Consider the following 15080-nt stretch of genomic DNA (forward strand, 5'->3'; position numbering starts at 1 on the left):
GTGGTCTCCGTGGTCAGGCTGTCATCGGACCCTAGCGCCGGAGCTGGTCCTTGCCCATGTCCGTGACCAGACGCTTTCCGCACAGCGCCAGCGTGATGTCCATCTCCTTGCGGATGATTTCCAACGCTTTGGTAACCCCTTCCTTGCCGAGCGCGCCCAGGCCGTAGAGGAATGGCCGGCCGATATAGGTGCCCTTGGCGCCGAGGCAGAGCGCCTTCAACACGTCCTGGCCGGAGCGGATGCCGCCGTCCATGTGCACTTCTATTTTGTCGCCAACCGCGTCCGCGATCTCTTCCAGCGCCATGATCGACGACGACGCGCCGTCGAGCTGGCGCCCGCCATGGTTGGAAACCACGATCGCGTCGGCGCCGGTCTTGGCCGCCATCAGTGCATCTTCCTTGTCGAGGATACCCTTTAGGATCAGCTTGCCACCCCAGCGTTCCTTGATCCAGGCGACATCCTTCCACGACAGTTGCGGATCGAACTGCTCCGTCGTCCAGGATGATAGCGAAGAGACGTCACCGACACCTTTGGCGTGGCCGACGATGTTGCGGAAGGTGCGGCGCTTGGTGCCGGCTATGCCCAGGCACCAGCGCGGCTTGCTGGCCAGGTCGATGATGTTGGCCAGCGTCATCTTGGGCGGCGCCGAAAGCCCGTTGCGGACATCCTTGTGGCGCTGGCCGAGGATCTGCAGGTCGAGCGTCAGCACCAGGGCCGAGCACTTTGCCGCCTTCGCCCGGTCGATCAGGTCGAGCACGAAATCCTTGTCACGCAGCACATAGAGCTGGAACCAGAATGGTTTCTTTGTCACCGATGCGACATCCTCGATCGAGCAGATGCTCATCGTCGACAATGTGAAGGGCACGCCGAATTCCTCGGCCGCCCGCGCGGCCAGCATCTCGCCGTCGGCGTGCTGCATGCCGGTCATGCCAGTCGGCGCCAGCGCCACGGGCATCGACACTTTCTCGCCGATCATGGTCGATTCCAGTGAGCGGTTGCTCATGTCGACCAGAACGCGCTGGCGGAACTTGATCTTCTGGAAGTCTTCTTCGTTGGCTCGATAGGTGCTCTCGGTCCAGGCGCCGGAATCGGCATAGTCGAAGAACATCTTGGGCACGCGCCGGCGGGCGAGATCCTTGAGGTCTGCGATGGTGAGAATGTCGCTCATGATGGTCCCCGCTTAATCGAAATGACTAGGAGCGTCTGCGTGCTGGTTCGCTATCGCCGGCTTCCGAACGCTGCCGCAGCCTCAGCCGCGACACCCGTTGCCAGTCGCCGCTGCGCTCGGCTTCGGCCATGGATCGCTCAACATAAATCATGTGGTCCATCGCCGCCTGCCGGGCAGCTGTGGGATCGCCGGCCTTCACCGCGCCATGGATTGCCTTGTGCTGCGCAAGCAGCGCCTCGCGCGCGCCGGGCACGGTGAACACCAGCAGCCGGTTCTGGAATACGCCTTCCGACAGCAGCCGATAGCAGGAGCGCAGCGTGTGCAGGAGCAGGATGTTGTGCGCGCATTCGCAGATCGCGTGATGAAACTCGACGTCGATTTCAGCCTCGTCGTCGAAATCGCCGGTGCGGTGCGCCTCGTCCATGCGCGCCATGATGCGGTCGAGCAGCGCAAGGTCCTCCGGGGTGGCGCGCCGCGCCGCATATTCGGCGGCGATGCCTTCGATCTCGCGGCGGTATTCCAGATAATCGGTCACCGCCTTGCGATGCATCGAGATCAGGTCGGCCACCGGCTTGGTGAACAGCTGGCCGATAATGTCGGCGACATGCGTGCCGCCGCCGGCCTTGGTCGTCAGCAGCCCGCGCCCTTCGAGGGCCTTCAGGGCATCGCGCAGGATTGGCCGCGACACGTCGAACTGGCGCGCGAGCTCGCGCTCGCCGGGCAAGCGATCGCCCGTGCGCAGCACGCCTTCGAGGATGAGGCTCTCGATCTGTTGCACCACCTCGTCGGCGGTGCGCGAATGCTCGATCCTGGAAAAAATGTCGCTCAACAGAATGCCTGGAAGGTGAACCGGTGTCGCACAGGATAAAGCCTGCGTCGCCAACTGGTCAAATTATTTATCCAATTGGTCGAAGCGCGTCGGTTTCGCCGCCCGCCGCTCTATGATCTTCGGCTAAACTTTGCTGTTTGCGTCGTCAGGCGATTGGTCCTAGAGGGACGCGAACGCCAAAAAGGGTCAAAGAAAGAGGGTTCAGAGAAACCCGGGGGACAAGCCGTGTCAGACGACCCGTCCAATCTCGAGTTCCAGCCGCGCGCCAAGGGCAGCGTCATGGGTTTTCCCGCGCATGAGGGCCGGCCCGGCGCGCTCGGCGAGGTCCACGCCCGGCCGCATCCGCTCATTGAAAAGCCGCGCGTCCTCGTGCAACTCGCCTTCATGACGGAGGGCGGCTCCGGCGTCGACCACGCCGTGCTTTCCGAACTGTCGCGGCGCCTCGGCATCGCCGCGCCCGATCGCCAGGCCCGCCACCATGCGATGAAATGGGGCAAGGGCTCGCTGCGCTGGGAGCGGCATACGGAATTCTCGACCTATCTGTGGGAGGGGCCGCTTTCTGAAAATGGCAGGACTCAGGAGGATTCGCCCTTCGGCAACGGCTTTTCGCCGCCGGGAACCGTCATCTCGGGCATCCGGCTCGAAATCCGCAAATGGACGCAAGTCAGCGAGCGGCTGATCGCGGCTTTCGACCCGACCAGCCTGTGCTACTCGCTGGTCGAGCGCGGCAACGCGGCGATCGTCACCGATTTTCGCCAGGATGGCGACGGCATGACCCGTATATTGGTGCTTGATCGCGGGCTGACACCGGCCCGTACCGGGGCACTGTCGCAGCGGCTGATCGACATCGAGACCTACCGCACGCTGGCCATGCTCGGCCTGCCGCTGGCCCTGACCCTGTCGGGCCGCGCCCGCCGCATCGAGGACAGGCTGGCTCAGACCACGCTGGAAATGAAGGTCGCCGAGACACGCGACAGCCAGACGTTGCTGGCGGACCTGACCGAACTCGCCGCCGAACTCGAGGCGGACGCTGCCTCCAGCCTCTACCGTTTCGGCGCCAGCCGCGCCTATGACGGCATCGTCGTCGAGCGGCTGGAAGCGCTCGAGGAAGAGGCCGTACCGGGCTACGACACCTGGGGCGGGTTCCTACAGCGCCGCGTTGCGCCAGCCATGCGCACCTGCCGCTCGGTCGAGGAGCGCCAGGCCAATCTGTCACGAAAGCTGACCCGCGCCACGACGCTGCTGCGCACTTGGGTCGATGTCGAGGTCGAGAAGCAGAACCGTGACCTGCTCGCCTCGATGAACAACCGCGCTCGCCTGCAATTGCGCCTGCAGCAGACCGTCGAAGGCCTGTCGGTCGCCGCTGTCTCCTATTATGTCGTCGGCCTCATCGGCTATGTCGCCAAGGGCGCCTCGATCTTCGGTCACGCCTTTGCGCCGGAGGTCGTCACCGCCGCTTCGGTGCCGGTGGCCATCCTGTTGGTCTGGTGGGGCGTGCGCCGCGTGCGCCGGCTGCATTCCGAGCCGGCGAAGCACCCAGGCGAATAGCGGCAGATTGCCGCTACGGAAGCTCGTCCCGGGCCTTGGACGAGCGTCTTCACACCGCGGCATTTGCAACCGGCTCGCTTAACTGGTAAAAGATGTTGACCAGTCAAGCGAATGGGGGCTGCTGATGTCCGGCCTGGCCATGCCGAAACCAGACGACGCCACGATGCGCCGGCGCGCCGAGATTATCGCGGATATGCGCATCATCGTGCCGGGTGAGGGCGTCGTTGACGCGACCAATCAAATGCGCGCTTTCGAGAGCGATGGCCTGACTGCCTATCGGCAATTGCCGCTGGTCGTCGTGCTGCCCGAAACGGTGGCGCAGGTCTCGCGCGTGCTGAAATACTGCAACGACCGCAACATCCGTGTCGTGCCGCGCGGTTCCGGCACCTCGCTGTCCGGCGGCGCGCTGCCGCTGGAAGACGCGGTCCTGCTGGTCATGAGCCGCTTCAACCGCATCCTTGCGATTGACTATCCCAACCGCACCGTGGTCGCCCAGCCGGGCGTCACCAATCTCGGCATCACCATCGCCGTCGAGCAGGAGGGCTTCTATTACGCCCCTGATCCATCCTCCCAGATCGCCTGCTCGATCGGCGGCAACGTCGCGGAGAATTCCGGCGGCGTGCATTGCCTGAAATACGGCCTCACCGCCAACAATGTGCTCGGCATCGAGATGGTGCTGATGAATGGCGAGGTGGTGCGGCTGGGCGGCAGCCATCTCGACGCCGAAGGTTACGACCTGCTTGGCGTCATGACGGGTTCGGAAGGCCTGCTTGGCGTCGTCACCGAGGTCACGGTCCGCATCCTCAAGCGGCCGGAGACGGCGCGCGCGCTGTTGATCGGTTTCCCGACCAGCGAGCAGGGCGGCCAGTGCGTTGCCGACATCATCGGCGCCGGCATCATTCCGGGTGGCATGGAAATGATGGACCGGCCGGCGATCCATGCGGCGGAGGATTTCGTCCATGCCGGCTATCCCCTGGATGTCGAGGCGTTGCTGATCGTCGAGCTCGATGGGCCGGGCGTCGAGGTCGATCATCTCATCACCGAGGTCGAGGCGATCGCCATCCGCAATGGTTCGACCACCTGTCGCATCTCGCAATCCGAGCAGGAGCGGCTGACTTTCTGGGCTGGGCGCAAGGCGGCCTTCCCCGCCGTCGGCCGCATTTCGCCCGACTACTACTGCATGGACGGCACCATCCCGCGCAAGGAATTGCCGCGCGTGCTGGCTGGCATGCGCGAGCTGTCGGAAAAATACGGGCTTGGCGTCGCCAACGTCTTCCATGCCGGCGACGGCAATCTGCATCCGCTGATCCTCTACGATGCCAATGTGCCCGGTGAACTCGACAAGGCCGAAAGCTTTGGCGCCGATATCTTGCGTCTCTGTGTCAAGGTCGGCGGCGTGCTCACCGGCGAGCATGGGGTGGGGGTCGAGAAGCGCGACCTGATGCCGGAAATGTTCAACCAGGCCGATCTCGACCAGCAGATGCGCGTCAAATGCGCCTTCGATCCCAACCATCTGCTCAATCCGGGAAAAGTGTTCCCGCAACTGCGCCGCTGCGTGGAACTGGGGCGCATGCATGTGCACCGGGGACAGGTGGCGTTCCCGGATATTCCGAGGTTTTGAGGATGGCCTGTCAGAACGGGGGTTCCTCGCCCCGCAAAGCAGGGGCGAGGAACCAGGGACGGCCATGACCACTTTCACCCCGATCACGTCAGAAGAAGTCCTCTCCTCCGTTACCTCAGCGGTGGTGGAAGAGTCGCCGATCGAGATCCTTGGTCACGGCTCCAAGCGCGGCATCGGCCGTCCGCTGCAGACGGAGCACACGCTTGACCTGTCGAAACTCACCGGTGTCACGCTTTACGAACCCGCGGACCTGGTGCTGTCGGCAAAGGCAGGCACGCCGCTGGCCCAAATCGAGAAGCTGCTGGCGGAAAACGGCCAGCAACTGGCCTTCGAGCCGATGGACTACGGCCCGCTGCTCGGCGGCAAGCCGGGCAAAGGCACGATCGGCGGCGTGCTGGCCGCGAACCTGTCCGGTCCGCGCCGGCTGAAGGCGGGGGCGGCGCGCGATCATATCCTCGGCATCAATGTCGTGTCCGGCCGGGGCGAGGCCTTCAAGTCCGGCGGGCGCGTGGTCAAGAATGTCACAGGCTATGACATGTCGAAGCTGATGGCCAACAGCTGGGGCACGTTGGCCGTGTTCACCGACGTTACCTTCAAGGTGCTGCCGGCCGCCGAAACCGAGGTGACGCTCGCCGTGCGTGGCCTGCTCGACGATGCCGCGGCAACTGCCATGGCCTTGGCGCTCGGCTCCAGCGCGGAAGTGTCGAGTGCCGCCCATCTGCCCGAGCGGATCGCCTCGCGAGTCGCGGGAGGCGCGCTCGGCAGTGAAGCCGCCACCTTGCTTCGGGTCGAAGGTTTTGGCCCGTCCGTCGCCTATCGCATCGCCGCGCTCAAGGCGCTGCTCGGCAGGGCCGGGCCGCTGGAGGAGATTTCGGGCGAGGCTTCCCGGCTGATCTGGCAAGATGTGCGCGATATCAGGCCCTTCGCCGACGGCAGCGAGAAACCGGTCTGGCGTGTCTCGATGACACCTTCCCAGGGTCACCTGATGGTCCTGACGCTCCGCATGCAGGCTGCCGTCAGCGCCTTCTACGACTGGCAGGGCGGACTGGTGTGGTTGCGCATGGAAGAGGGCGACCCGGAAGCCGCTCTGCTACGCGGGCTGTTGCGCAAACATGGCGGCGGCCATGCGACGCTGGTGCGCGCCGCCCCCGCTCATCGCGCCGCCCTGCCGGTATTCGAGCCACAGGCGCCAGCACTGGCCGCGCTCAGCCAACGGCTGAAGCAGGAGTTCGACCCGAGGAACCTCCTCAATCCCGGCCGCATGGCCTAGAGCAGTTCCAGGAAAAGTGTGAAACGGTTTTCCGTCCGGAATTGCGTCAAAACAGAGCGTCAGCAATGCAGACCAATTTTTCACTTGCCCAGCTTGCCGATCCGCATGTCGCGGAATCGGAAAAGATCCTGCGCAAATGCGTGCATTGCGGTTTCTGCACCGCCACTTGCCCGACCTATGTGACGCTGGGCAACGAGCTCGATTCACCGCGCGGGCGCATCTACCTGATCAAGGACATGCTGGAGAACGGCCGGCCCGCCGACAAGGAGATCGTCACCCATATCGACCGCTGCCTGTCGTGCCTGGCCTGCATGACCACCTGTCCGTCGGGCGTCAACTACATGCATTTGGTCGACCATGCGCGCGCCCACATCCAGGAGACCTACAAGCGGCCGCTGCCCGACCGCCTGACCCGCGCCATGCTGGCCTTCGTGCTGCCCTATCCCCGGCGGTTTCGCGCCGCGCTCAAACTGGCGAAACTGGGAAGGCCTTTCATCGGCCTGTTCGAGACAATCCCGGCGCTGAAGCCAATTGGTGCGATGCTCAAGCTCGCGCCGGCATCGATCCCGGCGGCTTCGCCGACGGCCACGCCGGGCATCCATGCCGGACAGGGGGCAAAAAAAGGCCGCGTTGCCATCCTCACCGGTTGCGCGCAATCGGTGCTCGATCCAGCCATCAACGATACGACGATTTCGCTGCTCACGCGCCTCGGCGTCGAGGTGGTGGTGCCGCCGGGCGAGGGCTGCTGCGGCGCGCTGGTCCACCATATGGGGCGCGAAGAGGCTGCCCTTGCCTCGGCAAGGCGGAATGTCGACGCCTGGACGCGCGCCATCGGCCAAGGCGGGCTCGATGCCATCATCATCACCGCCTCGGGCTGCGGCACGACGATCAAGGATTACGGCTTCATGCTGCGCCTTGATCCGGCCTATGCCGACAAGGCCGCGCGTGTGTCGGCGCTGGCCAAGGACATCACCGAATATCTGGCCGGTCTTGACCTGCCCGAGCCGGTGCGCAAGCCGGGCACGGTCGTTGCCTATCACTCGGCCTGCTCCATGCAGCACGGCCAGAAGATCATCCGCCAGCCGAAGGAACTGTTGGCCAAGGCCGGCTTCATCGTGCGCGAGCCGCGCGAGGGCCAAATGTGCTGCGGCTCGGCCGGCACCTACAACATCCTGCAATCCGAGATTTCGGCCAAGCTGCGCGACCGCAAGGTGAAAAACATCGAGGCGACGGGAGCTTCCATCGTCGCCACCGGCAACATCGGCTGCATCACGCAAATTGCCTCCGCCGCCAGCATGCCGGTGGTGCACACGGTAAAACTGCTCGATTGGGCCTATGGCGGGCCAAAGCCGGACGGCGTTCTGGACGAGAGCCTGATTGCCGCCGAGTAGGGGGGCGGCGCTTATTCGGCCGCGAGCCTGTCTGCCGTGCCGTAGGTCGCCTCGTAAAGTGCACGCTGGCGGCTGAGCGCCACCATTGTGTTGCGCAGCAGGATTGCCACCGTGATCGGACCGACGCCGCCGGGCACCGGCGTGATCCAGGAGGCGACTTCACGCACGCTTTCGGTGTCGACGTCGCCGACGATGCGGCTCGTCCCATCCGGTCCGATCTCGGAATTGATGCCGATATCGATAACGGCCGCCCCCGGCTTCACCATGTCCGCCTTGATCAGCCGGGGTTTGCCCACCGCGACGAACAGCGCGTCGGCGCGGCGCGCATGTGCTGCGACCGACCGCGTCATGTGATGGCAGACCGTCACCGTCGCGCCTTCGCTCATCAGCAGGAACGCGATCGGCTTGCCGACGATTTCCGAATGGCCGACGATGACGACTTCCAGCCCCTTGAGGTCGAGGCCGGTTTCCTTGAGCAGCTCGACCGAGGCCGCCGCCGTGCAGGGCGCCAGATCGAGCTGATTGTAGACGATATTGCCGATCGAGGCCGGGTGCATGCCCTCGACGTCCTTCAGCGGATGCACCGCCGCCTGCAGCGTCTTGATCGGGATGTGGGCGGGCACCGGCCGTTGGATGATGATGCCGGTGACGCGTGGATCCGCGTTCAGCCCGTGGATTGCCGCCTCCAGCTCACCTGACGTGATGGTGGCGGGAAAGCGCCGTTCCTCGAAATCGATGCCGGCGAGCTGAGCCTTGGCGCGCTGGTTGCGCACGTAGACGTCAACCGCATCGGTATCGCCGACGGTGATCGAGATCAGCTTGGGCGGAAAACCCTCGGCTTTGGCAATTGCCGCATCCTCGCGCACGGCGGCGATGATGCGCTGGGCAACCGGGCCGCCCTTGAGGTAGCGGCTGTCATCGGACAGGGACATGGGTGAACTCTTTCTTTCGTTGGCGCTGACATAGCAAAAGAACATCGAAGATGGCAGCACGAAAGCGAACCGCCATGCCCTTTGCGCGACGCAACGACGCGGGCCGTGCCGCAGGCCCGGACGCCGATCAAAAAGAAAGGGCAGCGCGGTCTCCCGCACTGCCCTTCTCGACCGACCGCATCCCCATACGGCCCGTCCCCCGTTATTCCTTCAAACTTCCGAAAACGATGTATTTCCGGGTCAGGTGATTCGCTTGAGCTATTATATCACCTCAACCGTGGTTCCGACATTGACCCGTTCATAGAGATCGACGACGTCCTCGTTGCGCATGCGGATGCAGCCCGACGACACCGCCCCGCCGATTGTCCACGGCTGGTTGGTGCCGTGGATACGGTATTCGGTCGTGCCGAGATAGAGCGCACGGGCGCCGAGCGGATTTTCGATGCCGCCGGCCAGGTAGGTCGGCAGATAACGGCCCTTGGCGGCCTCGCGCTTGATCATTGCCGCCGGCGGACGCCAGTCCGGCCACTCGCGCTTGTTGGTGATCTTGTGCGTGCCCGACCATTCGAAGCCGGGTTTGCCGGTGCCGACGCCATAGCGCCGCGCCTTGCCGTTCTTCTCGACCAGGAAGAGGAAATTCTGCGTCGTATCGATGACGATCGTGCCCGGCTTCTGCGGGCCGTCGTAGGCGACTTCCTGCGGCAGGTAGACCGGGTTGATCTGCGGGCGCATCACCATGCGCTTGGCCGGCGCCTGCACGGCGGCCGTCTGCACCCGGTCGGGCTGTGCCGGTTGCGCTGTGCGCAGGCGCGGCTGCTGCTGCACGATTTGGCGGTTCTGCCGCACGATGCCGGGCGCGCGGCCAAGCTGCAGCACCCAGGGGGCGGAAAGATCGGGGCTCACCATCACCGGTGGCCTGTCGGCATAGCGGTCGCCAGCGGCCGAGGGGGTGACGCCGGCAAACACAGCCACGGCGCCGAGCACGGAAAACAAGACTCTCTTCATCGGGAACGCACCTTGATCGTCTGATACAACCGGGTGGAAACGCTCCCCGGTTCAGCGATCATTGGCGCGCAAGCAGCAACCGAAACATGAATCGGAATGCGTAAAATGCGGTTCTGTCAGTAAACCTTTTGGTGTGGTTACCGCCCGGTTCAGGAATCTGGTAAAGCCACGGTAAAAGCGGCGCGGAAGCGCGTTAACGGATGGATTTTTCGCGATGAGCAATGAAAACACCGGCCTGCTCGCCGGTCCCGACGGTGTCACGCGCTGCTTCTGGCACGGCAACCTGCCCGACTATCTCCACTACCATGACCATGAATGGGGCCGGCCGGTGGCCGATGACCGCAGGCTGTTCGAAAAGATCTGCCTCGAAGGCTTCCAGTCGGGCCTCTCGTGGCTGACCATATTGCGCAAGCGCGATAATTTTCGCGAGGCCTTCGCCGGCTTCGACTTCGACAAGGTCGCCGCCTTCACCGACAAGGATGTAGAGCGCCTGCTCGGCAATGCCGGCATCATCCGCCATCGCGGCAAGATCGTCTCGACCATCAACAACGCCAAACGCGCCCGCGAGATGGTGGACGAGTTCGGCTCTCTCGCCGCCTGGTTCTGGAAATTCGAACCCGGCAAGGAGGAGCGGCCCAGAATTGTCGATCTCGCCCATTTGCGCGCCAATCCGACCACGGCGGTGTCGGTGCGGATTTCGAAGGACTTGAAGAAGCGCGGCTGGAGTTTTGTCGGCCCGACCACCGTCTATGCCTTCATGCAAGCCATGGGCCTGGTCAACGACCATCTCGAAGGCTGCGTCTGCCGCAAGCAGGTCGAGAAGGAACGCAAGGCGTTCAAGCGGCCGGAGTAGGGCTCAGTTTTACCTTCTCCCCTTGTGGGAGAAGGTGGCCTCGCGAAGCGAGGTCGGATGAGGGGTGCTCCAGCTTGGCGCCGACAGCACTCCGTCACCCACCCCTCAACCGTCTCGGCGCTGCGCGCCGATCCACCTTCTCCCACAAGGGGAGAAGGAAGAGCGGAGCCACTACTTCTCAAACCGTCCCTTGTGTCCGCTGCCATTGATGTCCCACACCAGGCCGCGGTCGGAAATGGTCAGCACCAGACCGCTGAAGCCGCTGTCGTCGGGTGTGTGATGCGTCGATGCCGAACCGCGTCCGGCCGGAATCACCTCGACGGTTGATCCCTTCTTTACCCAGCAACCCTTGCCGTACTGGTCGTTGGCGCCGTAGGCGAGCATGAACTCGAAGCTGCCGTCCTTCCTGAGCAGCAGTTCGGAGCCAACCTCCATGACGCCGCGCAGGTAGTAGTGGCCGGCAAGGCCGGCATCGCCGGGCTTGCAACTTGCGGCGCTGGCCGGATTTGCCGTTCCAAGAAGAAGTGCGCAGCCAAGCGCGTATGCGTAGCCCGGTCGCATGCTCAATCCCCCGATCGAGAAAACTCTTGGATATCGCTCCCGACGAAACGGGAGGTTCAGGTGCCGTTGGCGCTGGCCAGGAAAAGTCCGGCAACGATTGCCACCACCGTGGCCACCGTCGGATAGATGACTAGCAGGCCGGTCACCAACGCGTCGCGCAGGGAAGTCCCGTTGTCCGTGGCGGCCGGCACATCGAACGGGCCGGCAGCCTGGCCAAGCATTTTCGGGGCGTGGATGCCCGCCGGGCGCAGTCGCGCCGGCAACGCGCCAGCATCGCTATCGGCATGGAATTTCACTGCGCTGGTCATGTTCCCGAACCCCTTCATGTCGATGCGCTATATCGGCTCCGATTGTGTCGGTACGATGCCGCGCTCATGGCGGGATTGTTTCATTTTCAGTGCGTTTTTGTTTCACGCAAGTTCGGTTCTGTCTTCTCTTGATCCGGGCGGGTCCGAGGCGGCGACCCTTGCCGCTCTGGGCTTCATCGGTTAGGACACGCGCGTTGCGAAGATCGCAACATTGTTGACCTGCAAGCATCACGAAACTCCGGGCAAACATCTCATGGCCGATAAATCGGAAAAGACGAAAGCGCGGCTGCCGCGCGGTTTTGCCGACCGCAGCGCCGAGGACATTCGCGCCGTCGAGAAGATGATGGCGACGATCCGCTCGGTCTATGAGCTCTATGGTTTCGAGCCCGCCGACCAGCCGCTGATCGAATACACCGATGCGCTTGGAAAATTCCTGCCCGACCAGGACCGGCCGAATGAAGGCGTGTTCTCCTTCCAGGATGATGACGACCAGTGGTTGTCGCTGCGTTACGATTTGACCGCGCCGACGGCGCGTTTCGTCGCCGAGAATTACGAACGCCTGCCAAAACCCTATCGCAGCTACCGCTCCGGCTGGGTGTTCCGCAACGAGAAACCCGGCCCCGGCCGCTTCCGCCAGTTCATGCAGTTCGACGCCGACACGATCGGCACGCCGGGCGTCGCCGCCGACGCCGAAATGGCGATGATGATGGCCGACGTGATGGAAGCGCTCGGCATCAAGCGCGGCGACTATGTCATCCGCGTCAACAACCGCAAGGTGCTGGATGGCGTGCTGGAGGCGATCGGCCTTGGCGGCGACGAGAATGCCGGCCGCCGGCTGACGGTGCTGCGCGCGATCGACAAGCTGGACAAGCTCGGGCCGGAAGGGGTGAAGCTCCTGCTTGGGCCCGGCCGCTGGGATGGCGGCAAGGAAGGCGAGGGCGATTTCGCCAAGGGTGCCGGGCTGAACAATGGGCAAGCCGAAGCGGTTCTTCAAGCGACGGCTAGAAATGCACAGGTCGGCCAGGACTCAATGGTCAGTTCAAACGCGACTTACCAGGAAGGCGTTGGCGAACTCTCGACGATCGAAGCCTTGGTCCGGGCCGCGGGATATGCCGAGGATCGCATTGCCATGGATCGTTCGGTGGTGCGTGGCCTCGAATATTACACGGGCCCTGTCTTCGAGGCGGAATTGCTGGCGGAAATCCCCAATGAGGACGGCCAGATCGTGCGCTTCGGCTCGGTTGGTGGTGGCGGCCGTTATGACGGTCTCGTCTCGCGCTTCCGTGGTGAACCGGTGCCGGCGACGGGCTTCTCCATTGGCGTCTCCAGGCTGATGACGGCGCTGAAGAACCTCGGCAAGCTCGACAGCGCCGATGTGATCGCGCCCGTCGTCGTGCTGGTCATGGACAAGGATACCGAGAGCCTCGGCCGCTACCAGAAGATGGTGAGCGAATTGCGCGCCGCCGGCATCCGCTCCGAAATGTATCTCGGCGGCGCCGGCATGAAGGCGCAGCTCAAATATGCCGACAGGCGCGGCTGCCCGGTTGCAATCATCCAGGGCGGCGATGAGCGCGCCAAGGGCGAGCTGCAGATCAAGGATTTGATCGAAGGCGCGCGCATGTCGGCGGAAATCACCGACAACGCCGAATGGCGTGCCGCCCGCCCGGCGCAGGTCACGGTGGCGGAAAGTGAACTGGTCGCCGAGGTGAAGAAGATCCTGGCGGCACAGGCTGCCGATCGCGCGAAATAAGAGCGCGGCCAGTGACTTCGCGCTACCCCGCCATCGCAGCCGACATCACCAGCCTCTTCGCCGCGCGCGACACGCACGCGGTCGAAGTCGCCGTCCTGCAGCCGGCGGACCCGTTCCTCGACATGGCCGGCGAGGATCTGCGCCGCCGCATTTTCCTCACCGAAAGCGAGACCGGGCAGACCTTGTGCCTGCGGCCGGAATTCACCATTCCGGTCTGCCTCGATCACATAAGCTCGCAGGCCGGCACGCCGCGCCGCTATTCCTATCTGGGTGAAGTGTTCCGCCAGCGTCGCGAAGGCGGCAATGAATTCTTCCAGGCCGGCATCGAGGATCTTGGCGACCGCGACACGGCGCAGGCCGATGCCCGCTCCGTGGCCGATGCCCATGCGCTGCTGTCGCTTGTGCTGCCCGGCCAGCCGCTAACGGTCACGCTTGGCGACCAGGGCATCTTTGAAGCGGTGCTGGCCGCACTCGGCCTGCCGCGCGGCTGGCGCATGCGGCTGGCTCGTGCCTTCGGCTCCGCACCGATGTTGCAGGCGGCACTTGCCGACCTCGCCAACCCGCCGCGCAACGGCCAGCTCTCTGGCGATGTCGCCGCCCTTGTCCTAGATGGCGATCTCGAAGGTCTCTCGACCCATATCGCCGGAGGCATGGAAGAGGCTGGGCTTTCGGCAACGGCCGGGCGCTCGCCCTCCGACATTGCGCGGCGATTGATCGAGAAGGCCGAATTGCGCAGCGTAAGGCTGTCGAACGAGGCCTTCGCGGCATTGAAAAGCTTTCTGGCGATCGACGTGCCACTCGATGGCGCGGCCGAGGCGCTGGAGACCTTCGCCGCCGGTGCTGGGCTTTCACTGGGTGCCGCGCTGGAGAAATTCGCCGCCCGTGCCAGGGCGATCGAGGCACATGGCTTGCCGGCCGGAAACATCCGCTATGACGCCGCCTTCGGCCGTCCGCTCGATTACTACACCGGTGTGGTCTTCGAAATCGCGGCACAAGGCGGCGAGCGGCCTCTGGCTGGCGGCGGCCGTTACGACCGGTTGCTGACATTGCTTGGCGCCAAGACCGCGATCCCCGGCGTCGGCTTTTCCGTCTGGCTCGACCGTATCGAGGCGTTGCGGGAGACGGCACCATGATCACTCTGGCGATCCCCTCGAAGGGCCGGCTGAAAGAGCAGGCGCTGGAGGTGCTGGCCAAGGCCGGCCTCGCCATCAGCATGCCCGGCGACGAGCGCAAATATCATGCCCGCGTCGAGGGCCTGGACAATGTCGAGGTCGCCTTCCTCTCAGCTTCCGAAATAGCGGGCGAGATCGGCCAGGGCGCGGTCGATCTCGGCATCACCGGCGAGGATCTGGTTCGGGAAAACCTGGCCGACTGGGAGGCGCGCGCGGAAATCGTCGCCCGTCTCGGCTTCGGCCATGCCGACGTCGTGGTGGCCGTGCCCGAGATCTGGCTCGATGTCGACACCATGGCCGACCTCGACGACGTTGCCGCCGATTTCCGCCAGCGCCATGGAAGGCGGCTGAGGATTGCCACCAAATACTGGCGGCTGACGCAGCAATTCTTCTCGCAGAAGCATGGTATCCAGGTCTATCGCATCGTCGAAAGCCTGGGTGCCACCGAAGGTGCGCCGGCGGCGGGACTTGCCGATGTCATCGTCGACATCACCACGACCGGTTCGACGCTGCGGGCCAACCATCTCAAGGTGCTGGGCGACGGCGTCGTGTTGCAGTCGCAGGCCTGTCTGGTCGCATCGAAGAAGGTGCGTGCCGCAAGCGATGAAGCCATCTTGCGCGACATCGTCACGAAGATGGCGGCGGCGGTCGGGTAACGATCACTCCCCCCTC

General features: G+C 64.3%; 14 protein-coding genes. 8 read left to right on the forward strand and 6 right to left on the reverse strand.

The annotated features are described in order from the left end of the window. Positions 1 to 31: 31 nt before the first annotated feature. Positions 32 to 1168 carry an alpha-hydroxy acid oxidase gene (locus FJ977_RS25475; protein WP_140774924.1) on the reverse strand — a complete coding sequence of 379 codons (1137 nt, stop codon included), beginning with the start codon at positions 1166 to 1168 and terminating at the stop codon, positions 32 to 34. A 25-nt stretch (positions 1169 to 1193) separates the two neighbouring features. Next, positions 1194 to 1997 (reverse strand): FCD domain-containing protein, encoded by an 804-nt coding sequence (locus FJ977_RS25480; protein WP_140774925.1) that lies wholly within the window; start codon positions 1995 to 1997, stop codon positions 1194 to 1196. 225 nt (positions 1998 to 2222) lie between these two features. Here FJ977_RS25480 and FJ977_RS25485 point away from each other — a divergent pair, with 225 nt between their 5' ends. The 4 genes from FJ977_RS25485 to glcF all read left to right on the forward strand — a co-directional run bounded on the left by FJ977_RS25485 (position 2223) and on the right by glcF (position 7827). Beyond that, positions 2223 to 3545, forward strand: coding sequence for a DUF3422 family protein (locus FJ977_RS25485; RefSeq protein WP_140774926.1), 1323 nt, complete (start codon positions 2223 to 2225; stop codon positions 3543 to 3545). A 124-nt stretch (positions 3546 to 3669) separates the two neighbouring features. Further along, the gene (locus FJ977_RS25490; protein WP_140774927.1) at positions 3670 to 5166 is read left to right on the forward strand and encodes an FAD-linked oxidase C-terminal domain-containing protein; all 1497 of its coding nucleotides are present in this window, start codon (positions 3670 to 3672) and stop codon (positions 5164 to 5166) included. 64 nt (positions 5167 to 5230) lie between these two features. Beyond that, positions 5231 to 6436 (forward strand): FAD-binding protein, encoded by a 1206-nt coding sequence (locus FJ977_RS25495; RefSeq protein WP_140774928.1) that lies wholly within the window; start codon positions 5231 to 5233, stop codon positions 6434 to 6436. A 65-nt stretch (positions 6437 to 6501) separates the two neighbouring features. Then, on the forward strand, positions 6502 to 7827 hold the full coding sequence (gene glcF, locus FJ977_RS25500) for a glycolate oxidase subunit GlcF (protein ID WP_140774929.1): 1326 nt from the start codon (positions 6502 to 6504) through the stop codon (positions 7825 to 7827). Positions 7828 to 7838: 11 nt separating this feature from the next. Here glcF and FJ977_RS25505 read toward each other — a convergent pair whose 3' ends face one another. Next, positions 7839 to 8759, reverse strand: coding sequence for a bifunctional 5,10-methylenetetrahydrofolate dehydrogenase/5,10-methenyltetrahydrofolate cyclohydrolase (locus tag FJ977_RS25505; protein WP_140774930.1), 921 nt, complete (start codon positions 8757 to 8759; stop codon positions 7839 to 7841). A gap of 261 nt (positions 8760 to 9020) precedes the next feature. Beyond that, positions 9021 to 9764: a L,D-transpeptidase gene (locus FJ977_RS25510; protein WP_140774931.1), complete on the reverse strand. Its 744-nt coding sequence runs from the start codon at positions 9762 to 9764 to the stop codon at positions 9021 to 9023. 214 nt (positions 9765 to 9978) lie between these two features. Between FJ977_RS25510 and FJ977_RS25515 the strand changes: the two genes are divergently transcribed. Then, on the forward strand, positions 9979 to 10617 hold the full coding sequence (locus tag FJ977_RS25515; protein ID WP_140774932.1) for a DNA-3-methyladenine glycosylase I: 639 nt from the start codon (positions 9979 to 9981) through the stop codon (positions 10615 to 10617). A 171-nt stretch (positions 10618 to 10788) separates the two neighbouring features. Here the strand turns inward: FJ977_RS25515 and FJ977_RS25520 are convergent, their stop codons facing one another. Together FJ977_RS25520 and FJ977_RS25525 are read right to left on the reverse strand one after the other, a co-directional pair. Further along, positions 10789 to 11178: a hypothetical protein gene (locus FJ977_RS25520; RefSeq protein WP_140774933.1), complete on the reverse strand. Its 390-nt coding sequence runs from the start codon at positions 11176 to 11178 to the stop codon at positions 10789 to 10791. A 56-nt stretch (positions 11179 to 11234) separates the two neighbouring features. Next, the gene (locus tag FJ977_RS25525; RefSeq protein WP_140774934.1) at positions 11235 to 11486 is read right to left on the reverse strand and encodes a hypothetical protein; all 252 of its coding nucleotides are present in this window, start codon (positions 11484 to 11486) and stop codon (positions 11235 to 11237) included. A 253-nt stretch (positions 11487 to 11739) separates the two neighbouring features. Between FJ977_RS25525 and hisS the strand changes: the two genes are divergently transcribed. From hisS to hisG, 3 genes are read left to right on the forward strand one after another with little or no spacing between them, the layout of a single operon-like run. Next, positions 11740 to 13236, forward strand: a complete 1497-nt coding sequence (gene hisS, locus FJ977_RS25530) for a histidine--tRNA ligase (protein ID WP_140774935.1) — start codon at positions 11740 to 11742, stop codon at positions 13234 to 13236. Positions 13237 to 13247: 11 nt separating this feature from the next. Beyond that, on the forward strand, positions 13248 to 14369 hold the full coding sequence (locus FJ977_RS25535; protein ID WP_140774936.1) for an ATP phosphoribosyltransferase regulatory subunit: 1122 nt from the start codon (positions 13248 to 13250) through the stop codon (positions 14367 to 14369). Next, positions 14366 to 15064: an ATP phosphoribosyltransferase gene (hisG, locus tag FJ977_RS25540; protein WP_140774937.1), complete on the forward strand. Its 699-nt coding sequence runs from the start codon at positions 14366 to 14368 to the stop codon at positions 15062 to 15064. Before FJ977_RS25535 ends, hisG begins: the two co-directional genes overlap by 4 nt. Positions 15065 to 15080: the final 16 nt, after the last annotated feature.

It is taken from the genome of Mesorhizobium sp. B2-1-3A (genome assembly GCF_006442655.1).
Lineage (GTDB): Bacteria > Pseudomonadota > Alphaproteobacteria > Rhizobiales > Rhizobiaceae > Mesorhizobium.

Excerpts from the sequence above, each read along its gene's own strand:
- FJ977_RS25525 (WP_140774934.1), bottom strand. The coding sequence starts at position 11,486 with ATGACCAGCGCAGTGAAATTCCATGCCGATAGCGATGCTGGCGCGTTG.
- FJ977_RS25520 (WP_140774933.1), bottom strand. The coding sequence starts at position 11,178 with ATGCGACCGGGCTACGCATACGCGCTTGGCTGCGCACTTCTTCTTGGA.
- FJ977_RS25505 (WP_140774930.1), bottom strand. The coding sequence starts at position 8,759 with ATGTCCCTGTCCGATGACAGCCGCTACCTCAAGGGCGGCCCGGTTGCC.
- FJ977_RS25510 (WP_140774931.1), bottom strand. The coding sequence starts at position 9,764 with ATGAAGAGAGTCTTGTTTTCCGTGCTCGGCGCCGTGGCTGTGTTTGCC.
- FJ977_RS25495 (WP_140774928.1), top strand. The coding sequence starts at position 5,231 with ATGACCACTTTCACCCCGATCACGTCAGAAGAAGTCCTCTCCTCCGTT.
- FJ977_RS25490 (WP_140774927.1), top strand. The coding sequence starts at position 3,670 with ATGTCCGGCCTGGCCATGCCGAAACCAGACGACGCCACGATGCGCCGG.
- hisS (WP_140774935.1), top strand. The coding sequence starts at position 11,740 with ATGGCCGATAAATCGGAAAAGACGAAAGCGCGGCTGCCGCGCGGTTTT.
- glcF (WP_140774929.1), top strand. The coding sequence starts at position 6,502 with ATGCAGACCAATTTTTCACTTGCCCAGCTTGCCGATCCGCATGTCGCG.
- FJ977_RS25515 (WP_140774932.1), top strand. The coding sequence starts at position 9,979 with ATGAGCAATGAAAACACCGGCCTGCTCGCCGGTCCCGACGGTGTCACG.
- FJ977_RS25475 (WP_140774924.1), bottom strand. The coding sequence starts at position 1,168 with ATGAGCGACATTCTCACCATCGCAGACCTCAAGGATCTCGCCCGCCGG.
- hisG (WP_140774937.1), top strand. The coding sequence starts at position 14,366 with ATGATCACTCTGGCGATCCCCTCGAAGGGCCGGCTGAAAGAGCAGGCG.